General features: G+C 62.8%; 14 protein-coding genes. 8 read left to right on the forward strand and 6 right to left on the reverse strand.

The window, feature by feature from the left end; all coding sequences use genetic code 11:
* Window positions 1-423: 423 nt before the first annotated feature.
* Entirely contained in the window at window positions 424-1,938 is a 1,515-nt protein-coding gene (locus ISP19_RS14860) for a fumarate hydratase (protein ID WP_204683186.1), read from the reverse strand.
* Window positions 1,939-2,081: 143 nt separating this feature from the next.
* Complete coding sequence (locus ISP19_RS14865; protein WP_204683187.1) at window positions 2,082-2,726, reverse strand: outer membrane protein; 645 nt, start codon at window positions 2,724-2,726, stop codon at window positions 2,082-2,084.
* A gap of 485 nt (window positions 2,727-3,211) precedes the next feature.
* Here ISP19_RS14865 and ISP19_RS14870 point away from each other — a divergent pair, with 485 nt between their 5' ends.
* On the forward strand, window positions 3,212-5,137 hold the full coding sequence (locus tag ISP19_RS14870; RefSeq protein WP_204683188.1) for a S53 family peptidase: 1,926 nt from the start codon (window positions 3,212-3,214) through the stop codon (window positions 5,135-5,137).
* A 106-nt stretch (window positions 5,138-5,243) separates the two neighbouring features.
* On the forward strand, window positions 5,244-6,122 hold the full coding sequence (locus ISP19_RS14875; protein ID WP_204683189.1) for a PhzF family phenazine biosynthesis protein: 879 nt from the start codon (window positions 5,244-5,246) through the stop codon (window positions 6,120-6,122).
* A gap of 66 nt (window positions 6,123-6,188) precedes the next feature.
* On the opposite strand, the gene ISP19_RS14880 is transcribed toward ISP19_RS14875, so the two are convergent.
* Window positions 6,189-6,809 (reverse strand): outer membrane beta-barrel protein, encoded by a 621-nt coding sequence (locus ISP19_RS14880; RefSeq protein ID WP_204683190.1) that lies wholly within the window; start codon window positions 6,807-6,809, stop codon window positions 6,189-6,191.
* A 444-nt stretch (window positions 6,810-7,253) separates the two neighbouring features.
* On the opposite strand from ISP19_RS14880, the gene ISP19_RS14885 reads away from it, so the two are divergent.
* The 3 genes from ISP19_RS14885 to ISP19_RS14895 all read left to right on the forward strand — a co-directional run bounded on the left by ISP19_RS14885 (window position 7,254) and on the right by ISP19_RS14895 (window position 11,429).
* Window positions 7,254-8,567, forward strand: a complete 1,314-nt coding sequence (locus ISP19_RS14885; protein WP_204683191.1) for an APC family permease — start codon at window positions 7,254-7,256, stop codon at window positions 8,565-8,567.
* A 76-nt stretch (window positions 8,568-8,643) separates the two neighbouring features.
* Window positions 8,644-9,177, forward strand: coding sequence for a (2Fe-2S)-binding protein (locus ISP19_RS14890; RefSeq protein ID WP_204683192.1), 534 nt, complete (start codon window positions 8,644-8,646; stop codon window positions 9,175-9,177).
* On the forward strand, window positions 9,174-11,429 hold the full coding sequence (locus ISP19_RS14895) for a xanthine dehydrogenase family protein molybdopterin-binding subunit (RefSeq protein ID WP_204683193.1): 2,256 nt from the start codon (window positions 9,174-9,176) through the stop codon (window positions 11,427-11,429). Before ISP19_RS14890 ends, ISP19_RS14895 begins: the two co-directional genes overlap by 4 nt.
* A gap of 422 nt (window positions 11,430-11,851) precedes the next feature.
* Here ISP19_RS14895 and ISP19_RS14900 read toward each other — a convergent pair whose 3' ends face one another.
* Together ISP19_RS14900 and ISP19_RS14905 are read right to left on the reverse strand one after the other, a co-directional pair.
* Complete coding sequence (locus tag ISP19_RS14900) at window positions 11,852-13,810, reverse strand: hypothetical protein (RefSeq protein ID WP_204683194.1); 1,959 nt, start codon at window positions 13,808-13,810, stop codon at window positions 11,852-11,854.
* A 153-nt stretch (window positions 13,811-13,963) separates the two neighbouring features.
* On the reverse strand, window positions 13,964-14,863 hold the full coding sequence (locus tag ISP19_RS14905) for a hypothetical protein (RefSeq protein ID WP_204683195.1): 900 nt from the start codon (window positions 14,861-14,863) through the stop codon (window positions 13,964-13,966).
* Between the two features lie 435 nt (window positions 14,864-15,298).
* On the opposite strand from ISP19_RS14905, the gene fusA reads away from it, so the two are divergent.
* The gene (gene fusA / locus ISP19_RS14910; RefSeq protein WP_204683196.1) at window positions 15,299-17,338 is read left to right on the forward strand and encodes an elongation factor G; all 2,040 of its coding nucleotides are present in this window, start codon (window positions 15,299-15,301) and stop codon (window positions 17,336-17,338) included.
* 146 nt (window positions 17,339-17,484) lie between these two features.
* Window positions 17,485-17,985: a GreA/GreB family elongation factor gene (locus ISP19_RS14915; RefSeq protein WP_204683197.1), complete on the forward strand. Its 501-nt coding sequence runs from the start codon at window positions 17,485-17,487 to the stop codon at window positions 17,983-17,985.
* Window positions 17,986-18,048: 63 nt separating this feature from the next.
* Here the strand turns inward: ISP19_RS14915 and ISP19_RS14920 are convergent, their stop codons facing one another.
* Complete coding sequence (locus ISP19_RS14920) at window positions 18,049-18,516, reverse strand: SET domain-containing protein (protein ID WP_204683198.1); 468 nt, start codon at window positions 18,514-18,516, stop codon at window positions 18,049-18,051.
* Window positions 18,517-18,832: 316 nt separating this feature from the next.
* On the opposite strand from ISP19_RS14920, the gene ISP19_RS14925 reads away from it, so the two are divergent.
* Window positions 18,833-19,330 carry a hypothetical protein gene (locus ISP19_RS14925; protein ID WP_204683199.1) on the forward strand — a complete coding sequence of 166 codons (498 nt, stop codon included), beginning with the start codon at window positions 18,833-18,835 and terminating at the stop codon, window positions 19,328-19,330.
* The last annotated feature ends 22 nt before the right edge of the window (window positions 19,331-19,352 follow it).

A 19,352-nucleotide genomic window follows, 5' to 3' on the forward strand; every position in this document is an offset into this window, starting at 1 on the left:
AGGGTTGCGAGGAAAACAATCCTGCCAGTGTTGCGCTGCACCAGCTGGAATGCAACCGGTGATAAGGCATATGGGTTTGGATGGCTAAATGCCAGCTCGCTCTACTCCCTCTCCCCTCCGGGGAGAGGGTTGGGGTGAGGGGACAATCTTGCCTTAGGAATAAATCGAAGCGATGCATCAATGAAGTTTGGGGCAAGCCTTGGCCCCTCACCTCAATCCTCTCCCCGAAGGGGAGAGGAAGCCAAAGCGGATGCATTGTTGAAGTTCAACGCAAGCCTTGGCCCCTCACCTCAATCCTCTCCCCGGAGGGGAGAGGAAGCCAAAGCGGATGCATTGTTGAAGTTTGGGGCAAGCCTTGGCCCCTCACTTCAATCCTCTCCCCGGAGGGGAGAGGAGGCGAACGTGTGCGCTGTGCGCACCTCGTTATTCCACCAGGACGGGGATCTTGCCGATCTTCGCCTGCCACTCGCGAGGCCCGGTCTTGTGCACGGAGGTACCCGCCGAATCCACGGCGACAGTCACCGGCATATCCTGCACTTCGAATTCGTAGATCGCTTCCATGCCCAGGTCGGCAAAGCCAACCACACGCGACGCTTTGATCGCCTTGGAAACCAGATAAGCCGCGCCACCCACTGCCATCAGATACACCGACTGATGCTTCTTGATTGCATCGATCGCCGCCGGACCACGTTCGGCCTTGCCGACCATGCCCAGCAGACCGGTCTGCGCCAGCACCTGTTCGGTGAATTTGTCCATGCGGGTGGCGGTGGTGGGGCCAGCGGGACCGACTACTTCGTCGCGCACCGGATCGACCGGGCCGACGTAGTAGATGAAGCGGCCGGTGAAATCGACCGGCAGCTTTTCGCCCTTGTTGAGCATGTCGACCATGCGCTTGTGCGCGGCGTCGCGGCCGGTCAGCAGCTTGCCGTTGAGCAACAGCACTTCGCCGGGTTTCCAGCTGGCGACTTCTTCGCGGGTGACGGTGTCGAGATTGACGCGGCGGCCCTTGGAGGCGTCGTAGGTGAGCTTGGGCCAGTCTTCCAGCGACGGCGGATCGAGCGCGACCGGGCCGGAGCCGTCCAGGGTGAAGTGCGCGTGGCGGGTGGCGGCGCAGTTGGGGATCATCGCCACCGGCAGGTTGGCGGCGTGGGTGGGGTAGTCCTTGATCTTCACGTCGAGCACGGTGGTGAGGCCGCCCAGGCCCTGCGCGCCGATGCCGAGTGCGTTGACCTTTTCGTACAGCTCCAGACGCAGTTCCTCGGCACGGTTCTGCGGGCCGCGGGCGATCAGGTCCTGGATGTCGATCGGCTCCATCAAGGCTTCCTTGGCCAGCAGCATCGCCTTCTCGGCGGTGCCGCCGATGCCGATGCCGAGCATGCCGGGCGGGCACCAGCCGGCGCCCATGGTCGGCACGGTCTTGAGCACCCAGTCGACGATGGAGTCGGACGGGTTGAGCATCACGAACTTGGACTTGGCCTCGGAGCCGCCGCCCTTGGCGGCGACGATCACGTCGACGGTGTCGCCCGGCACGATCGAGACATTGATCACCGCCGGGGTGTTGTCCTTGGTGTTGCTGCGCTTGCCGGCCGGATCGGCCAGCACGCTGGCGCGCAGCTTGTTGTCCGGGTCGTTATAGGCGCGGCGCACGCCTTCGTTGACCATGTCTTCCAGCGACAGCGTGGCGTCCCAGCGCACGTTCATGCCCACCTTCAGGAACACGGTGACGATGCCGGTGTCCTGGCACAGCGGGCGGTGGCCTTCGGCGGCCATGCGCGAGTTGATCAGGATCTGCGCCATGGCGTCCTTGGCGGCCGGCGATTCTTCGCGCTCGTAGGCCTTGGCCAGGTTGGTGATGTAGTCGACCGGGTGGTAGTAGCTGATGTACTGGAGGGCGTCGGCGACGGACTGGATCAGATCGTCTTGCTTGATGGTGGTCATTGGCGGCTGCTTCGACTGGGATGGGGGCTCCGCGAACCTTGCGTTGGCGGGGCACAACCCGTCTATTGTGCCGCAATCGGTCCCGCACATAAAAAAGGCGGCCGCTGGAAGCGGCCGCCGTGGGGGTGATGGGCCCGGCTGGATCAGAAGCGGTATTCGCCCTGGATCGAATACATGCCGGCGCGGGTGGTACGCAGGTACGCGCCGTCGAGGCCCGCATCCGAACTGCGCATGGGACCGCGCGGGGTGCGATAGGTGTCGTAGGCCAGGCCGACGCTGAAGTGCTTGTTGAAGTTATAGCCCGCGCCAAGGCCGAAGTACTCGCCGGTATTGGTCATGGTGCCGCGCACCGTTTCCATGCCCGCCGGGGAGTAGTCTGCAACCGTGTACGTATTGCGGCCACGGAACCATCCGACGCGCGCCGAGATGTACCAGTTATCCGTGATGTTGTAGTTGAGGTTGCCGCCCAGCAGGTAGCCACGGTTTTTCTGGGTGTAGCGTGTGGCGCCATAAGGGTCGGCGACGTTGAGGCGGTACTGGCCCAGATAGCCATAACCCACCTCGAAGCCGTAATCGACCACGCTGTTCCAGCGATAACCGACGCGCAGGGCGCTGGCGGGGTCGCCGTTGCGCTGATTTACATCGATGCCCGGAAAAGAGGGCCGAGCACCGATGCCGTAATCGGAGTAACCGGCATTGGCATTGACGAACGCATTGCCCTCGGCGAAAGCGGCGGCCGAGGCCGTGCCGAGGGCGAATACGACGGCGAGTGTGACGAGTTTGCGCATTGCAACGAGCTCCTTGTTGTAGTGATGCCGTGTCCATCAAGCCGCTCTCGTGCAAGGCGGCCCCGAACTGTAAAGATTTCGCGAAATGTAACGAACCGAGCGATTGATGCCTAAGAGCCTTCCCTGACATCTTGTAGTGATGTGCCTACAAAAAAACTTGTGCAATGAAATCGATATCAAGAGCGCATTTTTCGCAAACCGCGCAGATAACGGGCACAAATGCAGTCCTACGTAATATCGATACAAAGAACTAGGCGCTATCCCGATAAGCACTTTCGTTCATGCCTACATGTCACTCAGGCACTTCCACAGACACCAAGACCGCTATACGCTGTTCAAGCGGCGCAACGCCGGTCGTCAGGGGTGACAGACGACGTCGCGGGGAAGAAGAGATTTCAGCTAATGCTCGACGGTTCGCCGTTTGAAGTGTGGGCGTGTGTCTCGCGTCCAGACGGGCAATCGTTGTGCCCATCGGGAGAAACACCATGTTTGCGAAGTTGCGCCGCAAGTCGCTTCCATTGTCCCTTGGCCTGCTGCTGACCGGTCTGAGTACCGGCGCCATGGCAGCCAACGCGACCCCAGCCACCGATGCCGGAGCTGCTCCGGCCAATCAGACCATGCAGGTCACCCTGGTGCTGAAACTACGCAACCAGGCTGCACTGGAGGACTACATCAAGCAAACCGTCACACCTGGCAGTGCGCACTATCAGCAGTTCCTGACCACCAGCCAGTTCGCCCAGCAGTACGGCGCCAGCGATAGCGATGTCGCACGCGTGCAGGCGTATCTGCAGAAGCAGGGCCTGAGCAGCCAGGTGCTGCCGAGTCATCTGGCGATCATGACCACCGGTACGGCAGCGCAGCTCGATGCGCTGTTCAGCACCTCGATCCACAACTACGTGTCGCGTGAAAACGGACGCCAGTTCCACAAGCCGGCCGGTTCGGCACAGATACCTTCGGCGATTGCCGACGTGGTGGATGTAGCCAGTGGCCTGAGCAACGAACACGTTTATCTTGCACACCATGTATCGGCATCCGCCTTTACTGCGCTCAACAGCCAGAAGCCGAAGACCAATGCGCAAAGTTCGGCGGCGGCCGGCTCGAACGGCAACCCGACGGCTACGGGCATCCCGGAAGAGTACACGGTGGGTGACGTGGCCAACTTCTACAACATCAATCCGTTGTACCAACGTGGTGTGGTTGGCAAGGGTTCGACCGTCGGCATCGTAACGCTGTCGAACTTCTATCCCAGCGACGCAACGTTGTATTGGACGGATATCGGCCTCGCCACCAAGCCCAATCGCATCAAGCAGGTGCATGTCGACGGCGGTGGTGCGATTGATGGCGGCAGCGGCGAAACCTCGATCGACGTCGAGCAGTCCGGTGGTATTGCACCGTATGCGAATGTCATCGTGTACGACGCGCCGAATACCAATGACGGCTATGTCGATGTCTTCGCCCGCGCGGTTTCCGACAACGTCGCAGACAGCATTTCCACCAGTTGGGGCCTGCCGGAGATCGCCAATTTCGCGGCGCTGAACATCCCCGGAGCGAGCAATACCGATACGACCGACGTCGGCGATCTGCGTGCGTTCCATGCGATCTTCCTGGAAGCGGCGGTGCAAGGGCAGTCGTTGTTTGCCGCCGCGGGCGACTCCGGTGCGTACGACACCGTGCGCGATTTCGGGTACGCCCCAGGCCCGGGCAACTACACCAGCGCACCGCTGACGGTAGATTCACCGGCTTCCGATCCCTACATCACGGCGGCGGGCGGCACCACCACGCCGTACAGCTATTCGTTCAACGGCGGTCCGGTCGAATCGATCACGCAGGAAAGCGTATGGGGCTGGGACTATATCCAGAACTACTTCAACACTTACGTCGGCCCGAACGTGATCGACCTGTTCTCGGTCGGCGGTGGCGGCGGCGTGAGCGTGTACTGGCATACGCCGTTCTATCAAGCGTTCACCAACGGCGTTGAAACCAGCCAACCGCATCAGACGCTGGTGTACGACGATCCGGTTGCCGGCCCGACCACGCAGCTGATTCTTCCCAGCCATTTCCAAGGCCGCAACGTGCCGGATATTTCGTTGAACGCGGATCCTGAAAGCGGCTACATGTTCGTGCTGGACGGCGCCATCAACTACGGTGAAGGCGGCACCAGCTTCGTCGGGCCGCAACTCAACGGCATCACCGCCCTGCTACGGCAAAGTAGCGGTCATCGCATCGGCTTGTGGAATCCGCAGGTCTACGCGATCCAGAACATCTTCGGCTACGGGCGCTTCTCCGCGTTCAACAGCATCCGCGCCGGCGACAACTGGTTCTACTACGGCCAGCCGCGCTACAACGAGGGCGCGGGCATCGGTTCGCTGAATGTCGCCAACCTGGATGTGTTCCTGCGCAGCGGATTCTGAGCGGACATGGATCCACGCTTCGGGCCGCGTGCATGACACGCGGCCCGATTTCTTTTGCAAGGCGCTGGCCGATACCATGCGTGCAGATTCCCGCGCAGATATCCCCATGTCATCCAAACGCCGCTTCATGCAGCTTGACGTGTTTTCCGACCAGCCGACCAAAGGCAATCCGCTGGCGGTGGTCATCGACGCGAACGGGCTCGACGAAACCAGCATGCGCAACTTCGCGCGCTGGACGAACCTGTCGGAAACCACCTTCCTGTTGCCGCCCGCCGAACCGGGTGCGGATTATCGCGTGCGGATCTTCACGCCTCGGCAGGAACTGCCCTTTGCCGGACATCCCAGCGTGGGCAGTGCGTATGCGGCGATGGAAGCGGGACTGATCCAGGCAGGAAAAACCGCGCTGATCCAGCAATGCGCCGCGGGCTTGCTGCCCGTGCGTGTCGATGGTGTTGGCGCCACGCGCACGATTCACGTACAGGCGCCGCCTGCGCGTGCGCATCACATCGATGCGGGCCTCCGGAACGCCATCGCCCAGGCACTGCAGCATCCGCTGGAAGACACGCAGGTACGACTGGTGGACAACGGCCCGCGATGGTTGATCTGCCATCTGCACGATGCCGCGCAGGTACGTCTGCTGAAGCCTGATCTATCCGCCATCGCTACCCTGTGCGTGCAGCACGGCAGCATCGGTGTGTGCGTATTCGGACGGGAGCACGGCGGCGATGCGGCGATGGCGGTGCGCGCGTTCTGTCCGGCCGACAACATTCCGGAAGATCCTGTGACCGGTAGCGCAAATGCCGCCATCATGGCCTTTCTCGTCGATCGCGAAGACAAGAGTTATGGCGATAGCTATCGGGCCAGCCAGGGACGTGAAGTGGGATACGACGGCCGGGTTGACGTCTCGCGCGATCCGCTTGCCGGCAGCATCCATATCGGCGGCCGTTGCGTGGTGCTGATTCGCGGCGAACTCACACTGGATTGAAGCACCCCGCAAACAATCGCGGCCGCACGATGGCGGCCGCGTTGCATGGTCGTCGTTGCGTAGAACTCAGAAGCGGTACTCGAGGGTGCCGCCGTACATGCTGGTGCCGAAATGGCCCTGCCAGATGCCGGGAGCCTGCGAGTGGTAAAAATCGTAATTCAGGCTCAATCCCAGGTGCCGGTTGAAGTCGTAACCCAGGCCTGCGCCCACATAAAAGCCGTTGTCATCGGCACTTGCCCTACCCGATATCAGACCGAGCGTATCGTGCACATTTTCGTAGGTCTGCGAATGGAGCCAGCCTGCGCGCGACGAAAAGAACCAGCCGTAGTCGCCGTAATGCACCTTGAAAGTGCCACCGAGGATTTCACCATCGGTTCTGGCGCCAATACGGAGGGGGTCATAAGGACCACCCTCGCTGGGCACGAGGTTGTAGTTGGTCCCGGCTACTTTGCCCAAATCCACGTAGCCGGTTTCCACGCCCCAGGAAAACGCCCCGGCGTTCCACAGATAGCCCAGCCGCACCGCGCCTGCCCAGCTGGTGGGATCACGGTCCCGCAGATTGTTGAAGGCGGTATCCTGGCCGGCCGCTTCGCCATTGACGAAGAACTGGCCATCCGCTGCCATCGCCGACGTGGACGCAATAGCAACTGCCACGCCGATGGCGATCTTTGAAAGTCCTATTTTCATTGGAGCCCCTGATAAAAGAGTGGGTTGTTGTTGACGACTGAACGCAACGATCCGACCACTTTTCGTTTGCGCTGATCAACGAGCGCAAACTTTTGCGACCGCAGGAAAACCGGCGGACCGGGCATTTTCAGTGAGAGGAATGCATTTCGCAAACGGCTCGCTGGAGCCAGCAGTCAATCGTCATCCCGGTGAAAGCTTGATGCGCTTTACCGCGACGTTGATCTCTTGGCGCCGTTGATGTCGAACGTCGCTGGGTCCCGGCCTTCCTCGCTCCTCAAAGCCGGGGCGACGGCGAGCTGGACGTTCGGTGCGAGGCGGATCACACCGCATGCGAGCTTCGATGGCATCACTGATTGCCTATCACACGCGAAGCTCTCGCCGCCCCGCTCTTGCCGTATCCCCTTCTGGTTGCGATGCTGCGGCTTTCATCTGCAGGGAACACCCATGACGTCACCGGTTTCCGGTTATCAGCGCAGCCTTCGACTGCGGGACGCAGCGTTGGTGGTTATCGGCGGCATCATCGGCGGCGGTATCTTCCTCAATCCGGGCATTGCTGCGCAGCGCACGGAATCCGGGCTGGCGTTGCTGCTGATGTGGGTCGGCGCGGGCGTGCTCACCCTGATCGGTGCGCTCTGCTATGCGGAACTGGGCGCGCGCCGCCCGCATGCCGGCGGCAGCTATGTTTATCTGCGAGAGGCATTCGGGCCGCTGGCCGGCTTCTTGTTTGGCTGGACCATGCTGCTGGTGATCTATTCGGGCTCCAGCGCCGCCGTCGCCACCATCTTTGCCAGCTATACCGCTTCGGTGTTCGGGCTTCCTGCGAGCATGGCGACGCCGTTGGCGGCCGGCGCCCTGGTGCTGGTCGCGGGCATCAACCTGTTCGGGCTGAAGTTTGGCGTGCAGATGCAGAACCTTTTTACGCTGCTGAAGCTGCTCGCCGTGGCCGTGCTGGTGGTGTGCGGATTGTTTCTCGCCGGCGCAGGCAAGACTTCGGTGCTGGCGGTGGATCCAGCGCGCAGCGGAGTCGGCTTCATGAGCGCGTCGCTGCCGGTGTTGTTTGCGTATTCGGGTTTCACCTATCTCAATAACCTGGCCGGTGAAGTGCGCGAGCCGCAGCGCACCCTGCCCCGCGCCCTGGTGCTGGGCATGCTCGGCGTGATCACCGCGTATGCGTTGGTCAACGTGGCGTATCTGGCGGTGTTGGGCCACGATGGCCTGGCCCTCAGTCACACGCCCGCCGCCGACGTGATGGGCAAAGTGTTCGGCTCGGCCGGTGCCAAACTGATTGCCGTGGGCATTGCGATTTCCACCTTCGGCTTCTGCAACATCACGCTGGTAGCCGGCGCCCGCGTGCTGCAGGTGATGGGCGCCGATGGCCTGTTCTTCGCCAGCGTGGGCCGCCTGCATGAGCGTCATCACACGCCCAACCTGGCCCTGTTGCTGCTTACCGGCTGGTCGATCGTGCTGGTGCTGTCCGGCAGCTACGGTCAATTGCTCGATTACGCCACCTTCGGCGATTGGCTGGCCTGCGCGGTGGGCGTGAGCACGCTGTTCTGGTATCGCCGCATGCAGCGGGCCGACGTATCGTTCCGCGTGCCGGGCTATCCGCTGTTGCCGCTGATCTTTATCGCCACGATCGGGCTGGTGGTGGTGCAGAGCCTGCGCACCAGTCCGGCCAATACCGGCATCGGCGTGGCCATCATGGCGGCCGGCATCCCGGTCTACTGGGTCTGGCGCCGGCTGTTCAGGCCGGCTTAGGGATACTCTGATCCAGTCCCCTAATTTCTTGCGCAATGCCACAATGCGCGAATAGGTACCCAGGAGAAACCTTCAGATGGCGCAAGACCACGCCGTGCCGGCGCACAGTGGGGATATCACCCCGGTCCCGGTCCATTCCGGGATCGTGTTGCAGATCAACGGCGAGAGCTACCACCACACCGGTGATCCGGAGATGCCGCTGCTGTGGTATCTGCGCGACGTGCTGCGGCTGGATGGCACCAAGTACAGCGGCGAGCATGGCGAAGGCGGCGCCGACCTGGTGCTGGTCAACGGCAAGGCGACCTCATCCATCGGCGTGCCAATGAGCAAACTGGACGGCAAGCAGGTGGTCACCGTCGAAGGGCTGGTGGATGCGAAGGGCGGCCTGCATCCGCTGCAGCAGGCGTTCATCGATGAAGACGCGATCGGCTGCGGCTACTGCACGCCGGGTTGGCTGATCGCCTCGATGGATCTGCTCAACCGTCACAAAGACCCTTCCGACGGCGACATCAATACCCTGCCCAACCTGTGCCGCTGCGGTTGCCAGACTCGCGTGCGCAGCGCCATCAAGCGCGCCGCGGCAGCGATGAAGCAAGGAGGCAAGGCATGAGCGGCCAGACAAGGCTGTCGCGCCGCCGCTTCCTGCAAGTGCTGGCCGGTACCGCCGGCGCGCTGATCGTGGGCATCCGCATGGCCGACGCTGCCGATGCTGCGCCGGTGCCGATGGATATGCTCGGTGACAACCTTTACGGCCTGGGCCTGTATGTGCGGATCGATCAGGACGGCGGCGTGCTGATCGGCGCGCGCGATCCGGATACCGGCACCGGCGTGGCCACCTCGCTGCCGCGCATCATCGCCGACGAACTCGATGCCGATTGGCGGCACGTGCGCGTCGTGCCGCTTGGACTCGGCGTCACCAACAACAACGGCAAGCCAAGCTGGACCTACGGCCAGCAGGTCGGCGGCACCGGCAATTCCATTCCCCGTGCATGGCGCGATCTGCGCGCGGCCGGTGCGCTGGCGCGCTGGCTGCTGTTGCAGGCCGCAGCACAACAACTCAGTGTATCGGTCGACCGGCTGCGCACGGAAAAGAGCACGGTGATTGCGCCGGATGGGCGTCGTCTTGGCTACGGTCAACTGGCTGCCGCGGCGGCCAAGATCACGCCGCCGCAAGCGCCGGTGGCGCTCAAGACAGCGGATCGCTACAGCTTGATCGGACAGCCGACGGGCGATGTCGATGCGCGCGGCATCGTCACCGGTCTGACGCCGTACTCGCTCGACCAGCATTTTGGTGACGCCGTCGTCGCCGTGCTCGCGCACAGCCCCTGGCCGGACGGCCAGCTTGATCAGCTCGACAAAGGTCCGGCGCTGGCCATCAAGGGCGTGATCGACGTTATCGAACTCAAGCCCGATCCAGCGCTGCCTCCCGGTCAGACCGTGATCGCGCCTGCCGTGGCCGTCGTCGCCGAAACCACCTGGATTGCCTTGCAGGGCCGGCGCGCGCTGAAACTCGACTGGAAGCCGGGCGCCAGTGGCAAGGAAAACAGCGCCGACCTGGAACAGCAGGCGACGGCACTGCTCAACAGCGACAGCGCACCTACCACGCGCGTGCGCGACGATGGCGAGATCGACAAGGCCGGCCGCAAGGCGGCGCGCCGCGTTGAAGCGATGTATTACCAGCCCTGGCTGGCACACGCCGCCAACGAACCGATGAACTGCCTGGTGCGCATCGACAAGACCGGCGCCACGTTGTACGTGCCGACCCAGTCACCGCAACAGGCGTGGACGGTGGTGCAACGCCTGACCGGCTTGCCGCCCGACCAGATCGATATCCGCCTGTCGCGCATCGGCGGCGGTTATGGCCGTCGGCTCGATCACGATTACGTGGCCGAGGCCGTGTTGCTGGCCCAGCAAGTCAAAAAACCGCTGCGCCTGTTCTGGCCGCGCGATGAGGACATCACGCACGACTATTACCGTTCCGGTTTCGTGCACAAATTCGACGCCATCGTCGATGCCAAGCGCCACATCATTGCGTGGAACCAGCGTGTCGCCAGCGCCTCGGCACTGACCGGCCGCGGCGTGTCCAGCGATCACCTGTGGACGTCCGAAGTCGGCGTGAATGATCTTCCCGCCGGTTTCGTGCCCAATTACCGCAGCGACTGGTTCAGCCTGACCTCGTCGATACCGCGCGGTCCACATAAAGGCATGCCGGACATCGCCAATGCGTTCGCGGTCGGCAGCTTTATCGACGAGATCGCGCACTCGATCAAGGAAGATCCGCTCGACACCCACCTGCGCCTGATCGGCGAACCGCGCCTGGTGCCGCTGCAAGGCGGTGGCGCGATCGACACCGCACGCCTCACGAATGTGCTGAAACTGGTCACCGATCGCATCGGCTGGAAAGACTGGCTGCGTTCCGTCAACGGTCTGGGCATCGCCTGCTGGTACATGGATGGTGCGTATGTCGCGCATGCCATCGAAGTCTCGATGCAAGGCGAACAACTCACTCTCGAACGCGTGGTCTGCGCGGTCGATGTCGGGCGGGTGATCAATCCACAGGGCCTGGAAGGCCAGATCGCTGGCGCGACACTCGACGCGCTATCCAACACGCTCAACCTCGCCATCACCATCAAGGATGGCAAAGTGCAGCAGAGCAGCTGGAAGGATTATCCGCTTGCCAGCATGGCGCAGCTGCCGAACACGGTGGAAGTGATCACCGTGCCGGGTGATGGTGATCCGGCTGGCGCGAGCTTCCTCGCCATGCCGAGCGCGGCGCCGGCGCTGGCGAATGCGGTGTTTCGTGTCAGTGCGGTGCGTGTGCGGCGCTTGCCGTTGATGAAAGAACTGCTGCGCATGCTTTGATCTTTGCTCTTAAATCTTTGCTCCCTCTCCCCTCCGGGGAGAGGGTCGGGGTGAGGGGCTGCGCTTGCCTCGACCTCGTGGCTACAACGTCATGTGTTTTTAATGCGCTCCCGCTGCGCACAAACATCTTCGCAAGATTGTCCCCTCACCCCAGCCCTCTCCCCGGAGGGGAGAGGGGGAAAAGCGGTTTGCGGCGATGTGTCGTGCTCGCCAAGCTTTGCTCCCTCTCCCCTCCGGGGAGAGGGTCGGGGTGAGGGGCTGCGCTTGCCTCGAACCTCATGGTTACAACGTCATGTGCTTTTGATGTGCCCACGCTGCGCATCTACATCTTCGCAAGATTGCCCCCTCACCCCAGCCCTCTCCCCGCAGGGGAGAGGGCGCAAAGCGGCTTGCGGAAATCACAGCCTCCGTCAAAACCCCTGCTAATGAAACTGATCGCTGGCCGGCACCCACGACGTCGAAGCAGACGCCGGCAAGTGCAAAGGTTGCGTCGTCGGCGCCGACGTTGACGACGGACAATTCGGCGGTATCGGACCGCCGCTGACGCGCGCCGCCGCACATTCGGCGCTGTTGTCCAGCACCACCGGCGCTGCATGGGCCGCTTGCGTCGCGGCAACCGCAGGTGCGCTCTTCGGTACGGATGGATTGGTCGTCGGCAGATTGAGGCGATCGTAGATTTTCTGCGGCAATGGTGTCGCCGGCGGATCGGGATTGGTGCAGCCAAACAGCGACGATGGCAGCAAGGGCATCACGGTGCATTTGATGCGCACGCCTTGCGGCAGATTGAAGGTGTGACTGACCGTGGTCTTTTCCACAGCATGGCGCAACGCGGTGTCGATCGAGCTTTCGCCTTTGGGCGTCCAGTACTGGTCGAATCGGGTGGGCCGATACGTCGGCAGATTCACGTTGTGCGACATGATCTCCGTATCACCGCGCGGCTTGAGCTGAATATACGTGCCGTTCGGCGTACCGAAAGTGCCCTGGCCCTGCTCGCTGACCGTGCTGCCGGCTCCGGCGGCTGGCGAAGCCTGCGTGCCTTGGTTGCTGTTGTTTTCAGCAGGCTGATTGATGCCGTTCGGCTGCCCGGGGTTGGCGTTCTCGCTGCCTTCGGGCGTGGCGTTGGGCGCGGTGCTGACGCTGGCATTGCCAGGGTTGGCCGGCGCACTCGGCGACTCCGGCTGATTGGTGGGTGATGATGTTTGCGCGGCCGTCTGTTCGCTGGACGGTGATGGGGCTGGCTGGGTTTGCGGTGTTGATGGTGTCGGTGCGGGTGCTGGACTCAATTGCGGCTGCAACGACACCGCAGGCACGGCAAGTTTGGGCGCCTCCACCGTCAGTGATGGTGCGGACGGCGTGAGATTCTGTACCGGCACCACCACCGGAGTTACCGGCACCGGCGCGAGCTGCGCTTCCTGCTGCGGCTGCAATGCTGGCGACACTACTTGTTGCGCGGTGCGCGGCACGCTCGGGGTCTGCAACGGTGTTGCCGACAATTGCAGATTGACGCTGGGTGCAGGCTGTGCCGGCATCGGAACGGGCTGCAATGCGGAAGCCGGTGGCGCGGCGGGTGTGGGTGCCGGCGCGACGGCGGCGACCTGCGGCATCGGAATTGATTGCAGCGATGGTTTTTCCACCGCCATCTGCGGCGGCGTGGCGGTCAAGGCCGATTGCGCGGGCTGCACCGGCAGCGCCAACGACGGCAGCGGCGGCATCGGTTGCGTACCTTCCGGCTGCGGCTTGCGCACCGGTTCGGGCTGGAACTGCGGCGGTACCGGTTGCGGTACTTGCAATGCTTGCAGCGACGGCGCGGGCGGCGGCAGACCTAGCGGTTTGGCCTGCACGATGGGCGCCGGTGAGGGTTTGGGCAAGGTGATCGGCGGCAAGGGTGCCGCCGCGGGCTTGGGTTGTTCAGAGGCCGCCTGCTTGGGCGGAGTCACCACCAGTTGCTGCTTCGGTACCGGCATCGGTGGTTGCTGTACTTCTGCCACCGGCGCGGCCGTCGACACTTCATGCGTTGCATGCACCACTTGCGTGGTGTTGCCGCGATGGGTCGGGCCATGCTCCTTGGGTGGAATGCCGCGAACCGGCGGCGGTGGTGGTGGCTGTGGCTTGTTATTGATCAGACGCACTTCCAACGCCGTCCCCTTGGGCTCGGGCGGTGGCGGCGGCAAGTCGTAAGGCGAACCGAGGATTGCCCCGAGCAGGAACATCACATGCACCAGCAAGGCGCCCAGCACGCCAACGACTTTGAGCAGTCGGTCGCGCGGCTTTTCGCGGATGCGGCGCCGATACACCATCGCCCAGGTGGTCGCGTCGCGAGGCGACTTGATCAACACCGGGGGATGGGGAGTAGCGGGCTGTTCCGGGGGCGATGGCGGCATGCGCGCCAGTGTAACGGGCGCGATGGCATTTCTTGAGCGTGGGCTGGATCGCAAGCCGACACCACGCGAGCTCAGGGGACAGGGATGAGCAGCCTCTCGTGCCGCTTACCGTTGTATCCCCGACACCAAGTCAGGGCACCCCGCTGCGGGCGTTTATGGCCCTTGCGGAGACGGCGGTTTTTGCACGCTTGCCGCACGCGCCGGTGTATCCACTGGACAGCCATAGGGCAACGGCTTGCCGGACTTGTAGATGGCGATGCATGTTGCGACGTCCGGCTTGGCGGGTGTGGCAGCGTTCTTTATCAGTGCTGTCGGCGCCATGTTCAACCGCTCATCGCCATCGTTTGACGGCGGCGGTGGCGGCGGATCGCCGCCGCAGCCGCCACTGAGCGCGGCGATCGAAATGCCGCAATGAATGCGGATGCCCTTGGGCAGCTGGATCGTTTTGGTCACCGTGGTTTTATCGACCAGCTTCTGCAACGCGTCATCGACGGCGTTAGTGCTCTTGCGCCAATAACGATCGAGCCCGGTCGGCTTGTACTTGACCGGGTCGTGGTCATGCATGATTTGCGTGTCGCCCTGCGGACCGCGTTGCACGTAATCCGCCGCAGGTGCTGCCGGCGCGCTGCTGGCGTTTGCCGGCAGGATGATGCGTCCGGTGCGATCGAACAATTGCGGTGCCACCGATGTCGCGGGCGCGGGTTGTGGTGGTGGCGTCGTTGCGGGCACGGGTGCCGGCCCGGGCATGTGCAAGGTCATCGCGTTCTTCGCCAGCGGCTCACGCGATGGCCTCGGCGGTGGCGGCGGTGGCGCAATCGGCGGTGGTGCGGCCGCATGCGCTGCCGAAGCGCTGCGTGTGATGAAGCGCACCTGGATCGCGCTGTCCAACTGCACCTGTACCACTTGCGGCGGCGAATAGGGTCGCAGACCGGGCTCCATCTCGTACCACAGCACCGCCACGAAAAAGGCGTGCAGCAACAGCGCAATCGTCAGCGCCACCCACAAGCGGCGATGATCGCGCGGTGCTTTGCGCCAGCGCATCTGATGCAACATGGCGCGGGTGGGTCCGTCGAACGGGTGCAACCCGCGGTCGTTGCCGGGAGACGGCGAAAACCAGCGGTGGTGTTCGACCTGATCAGGGCGTTCGATAAAGCCGTCCTCGGTAGGGGCGCGGCCACTGCCTGTGGCCGTCAGGGGGATGGGGTCTCCAGGGAGCTTCCCACGGTGCCACACAGACCTTTCGCGTGGCCTCCGGTTCCGTGCCGCGCTCACGTCATGTTAACGGTTGTCGCGGAACTGTCTTCGCACTGCAACTTGACCATTGCCGGCAATGGGAGAACGCTAGACCAGCGGCCCCGGGCCGCCTCCCGCCATGACCGCCCCTGCGTCCCGCACGCGAAGGACGACCATGACGGCCCGCCAAAACGCGCGGCCTCATGCGGCGTCGCCAGCACGATCCCGCGCCTCTGTCTTGAGGAGGGTCGCATCGTGTCCTACAACACGGAAAACATCCGCAACGTCGCACTCGCCGGTCACGCTGGCGCAGGCAAGACCACCTTGTTCGAAGCCTTGCTGCACGCCGGGGGCATGATTCAGAACGTGGGATCGGTGGAGCGCGGGACCACGCAGTCCGACACTGACGCACAAGAGAAAGCGCGCGGTCATTCCATCGATAGCTGCATCGCCGGGATCGATCACGGCGACTGTCACATCAACCTGATCGACACCGCCGGCTACTCGGATTTTCGTGGCGGAACCCTGTCCGCATTCACGGCGGTCGAGACTGTCGCCATCGTAGTCAATGCCGCCAACGGCATCGAGCATGGGACGCGCCGCATGATGGATCGTGCGCGCGAACGCGGCCTTGCCCGTTTGCTGGTGATCAACAAGATCGACACCGAAGGTGTGGATCTGGCCGGACTGGTCAACGCCTTGCGCGACGAATTCGGCTGCGAATGCCTGCCCGTCAACCTGCCTGCCGATGGTGCCAGCCGCGTGCTCGACTGCTTCTTCCATCGTGATGGCAAGACCGACTTCTCCTCGCTGACCGAAGCACACCAGCAGATCCTCGATCAGGTGGTGGAGATTAACGAAGCCACCATGGGCGATTATCTCGACAAGGGCGAAGACGCACTCACCCCGCAACAACTGCACGACGCCTTCGAGCAATGTCTGCGCGAAGGGCATCTGGTGCCGATCTGCTTTGCCAGCGCACGCACCGGCGCGGGTGTTCGTGAATTGCTGGAGATCTTCGACCGCCTGCTGCCGAATCCTGCCGAAGCGAATCCACCACTCTTTCGCAGTAGCGACAACACCCAGATTGCGGTGGATCCAAATCCGGCGCAGCACGTCGTCGCGGATGTGTTCAAGGTGATCAATGACCCGTTCGTCGGCAAGCTGAGCGTGTTCCGCGTCTGGCAAGGCACCATCCGTCGCGACAGCCAGCTTTTCATCGATGACAACCGCAAGGCATTCAAGGTTGGCCATCTGTTCCGGCTGAACGGCAAGAGTCATGTGGAAATCGACCAGGCCATCCCCGGCGACATCGCCGCGGTGGCAAAAATCGACGACATCCACTTCGACGCCGTGCTGCACGACTCGCATGACGAAGACAGCATTCATCTGGAGCCATTGTCATTCCCGCAACCGATGTTCGGGCTGGCGCTGCAACCCAAGCACAAGGGGCAGGAACAAAAACTCTCGGTCGCGCTGACGCGGTTGGCCGAAGAAGATCCCTGCTTCCGCATGGAGCATCACAAGGAGCTCAATGAAACCGTGATACGCGGGCTGTCCGACCTGCACCTGAAGATCGTGCTGGAGCGCATGAAAGATCGCTATGGCGTGGAAGTGGTCACGCATCCGCCGCGGATCGCTTATCGCGAAACCATTGCCGGTTCCGCCGAGGGGCATCACCGGCACAAGAAGCAGACCGGCGGCGCCGGGCAATTCGGCGAGGTGTTCCTGCGCGTGGATCCGCTGGAACGCGGCGCCGGCTTTGAATTCATCGACGCGGTCAAGGGCGGCGTGATTCCCGGTCAGTTCCTGCCGGCGATCGAGAAAGGCGTGCGCCAGGCGATGGAAAGCGGCGCCGTCGCCGGTTATCCGCTGCAGGATCTGCGCGTGACCGTCTATGACGGCAAATACCATCCGGTCGATTCCAAAGAAGTCGCTTTCGTCAGCGCCGGCAAAAAAGCGTTTCTCGACGCCATCAGCAAGGCGCATCCGATCGTGCTGGAACCGATCATGGACGTCGAAGTGTCGATCCCGGAAGACAACGTCGGTGACGTCACCGGCGGGCTTGCCGGCAAGCGTGCGCGGATCATGGGTACTGACACCAAGCGCGGCGGCGAACTGGTGATCAAGGCGCAGGCGCCCCTGGCGGAACTCACTGACTACCCCACCGAATTGAAAGCGATGACCGGTGGTCAAGGTCGTTACAGCCTTGACCTGAGCCACTACGAACCGGTTCCACCACCCGTGCAGCGGCAGCTCAGCGAGGCGTGGAAACCGAAACTGGACGAAGACTGACGACGCCCGTCCCCTAACCAAACTGGCCGGGCGATATTGCAGCCGCCCGGCCACGCCCCTATGTCATAAACAGATCCACCCGCCCCTCCTGACGCGAGCCATCAGGGTTTCCAGAACACGATCAACACCACACTGCGGAGGGCCGCATGAGTCGCGCCTTCGTCAAAGATGATGACGGTGATGCCCAAGACGCATTGCCCGAACTGCCGCTGAGCGAACATCCCAACCACATCACGCCGCGCGGTATCGCCATGTTGCGCGAACGACTGGCTGCCACGCGTGCGCGACGTGACGCGCTGAAAGGCAGCGAGAACAACACGCTCGATCAGGAACGGGAACTAGCTTCACTGGAGCGCGAGTTGCGCTGGCTCAACACGCGGGTTGCCAGCGCCATCGAGATGGACCTGTCCAAACAGCCGCGGGATCGCGTGGCGTTCGGCGCCATTGTCACCGTGGATAGCGCGGAAGGTGAACGGCGCTGGCAGATCGTCGGCGAGGATGAAGCCGATGCCGAACACGGACTGGTGAGTTATGTATCGCCGTTGGCCAAGGCGCTGCTCGGCGCCCGCGTGGGCGATGAAGTGCGCTGGGAGCGGCCGGCCGGCGACATGATGATCGAGGTACTGCGGATCGACTATGACGCGTGATGCGGCAACCACGCTGGTTTCTTCCGGCAGGAGAGAAACCAGCCCCTAGGGTCAGGATCGGATTCAGCGCTTGGGCTTGAGCAGCGTGCCGGTGCACTTGGGCGAACCGCACAGGCACTTCCACAGCTTCTTCAGGCGTGCGGTATGCGGCACCTCAAGCACGATGCCGTAATCGTAGGTCAGCTCTTCGCCCGGCTTGATGTTGCGCTTGGCCTGGATGATGACCTTGTCCTTGCGCGGATTGCCGGTTTCGCTTTCCTCCACCAGGGCTTCGCAGTTGGGCGTGCAGCTGTGATTGATCCAGCGCGCGATATTGCCCTTGCGGTTCGCGTCGATGATGTAGTCGTCGTTGAGCGTAAACAGAAAGGTATGACCCGTCTCGCCACCGTCGCCGTACATCACGTCGGCTTCGTCGTGGGTCATCAACGTGCCCTTGTACTGGATGATTTCTTCACCCTTCTTGAGCGGGGCGACAGCAAATACGCCATTGCCGTGAATGGGAGAGCGGCGGGCAGCGATACGACGGGCCATGGGTAACCGGGAATGAGGGGACGCAACCGCTAATGATGCCTGCTCTGTATGGCATTGCAAACCGCGGGGTAGAGATCAGGAGGGAGGAGTGAGGAGTGAGAGCGCAAGTTCGATGGTTTGCGGGGGCATGGCGACATTGCTGCCGGTTGCACGCAAGGCCTCGGGCTTGGGGCCTGGCTACTCGCCTTTGGCCTTCGTCCTCGACCCTGTTCTTGCTGTACAACTTCCTGGAGTTTCAAACGTTTCGCGTGTTGCGCTCCCCCGTTCCACCCGCTCCTTTCCCTGTTATATTCAAACAATCGTTTGAGGTGATTTCATGAAACGACTGCTCCACGGATTGGCTTTGCTTCTGTTGGTTGGTGTGCTGGCCGCCTGCGGGCCGCAAAAACAGAGCGTGTTCCCGCCCACCGTCACCATCCAGCAGATGCGCGTGCAGCCTGACGGCACCTGGGAAGTCACCTTGCGCCTCCAGAACAACAGCTATACCGGCATGAATTACCAGTCGATCGAAGGCCAGCTGCAGGTGGCGCAAGGCATTCCGGTGCGCCTGCACGCCAAGTTCAATCTGGACGTGCCCTCCTTTGCCGGCGACGTTCTCCCGGTCACCGTGCTGCCCACGGACGACATGAGCAAGGCGCTGCAGGCCATCGCCGCCAAAGGCAGCGCCGGCTCGCTGGCTTACGCGATCAAGGGCATCGTGCATTGCCAGCCGAATCTGGAAGACCACCCGGACAACAAGAATCCGCGTGACTTCTCGTTCGACCACAACGACTACCTCTCGCCGGTCCCCGGCATCGCCAATACGTACCGCTGACCGCTCACTGCCATCGCCACAC

The sequence above is a fragment of the Dyella flava genome, assembly GCF_016904955.1.
Lineage (GTDB): Bacteria > Pseudomonadota > Gammaproteobacteria > Xanthomonadales > Rhodanobacteraceae > Dyella_B > Dyella_B flava.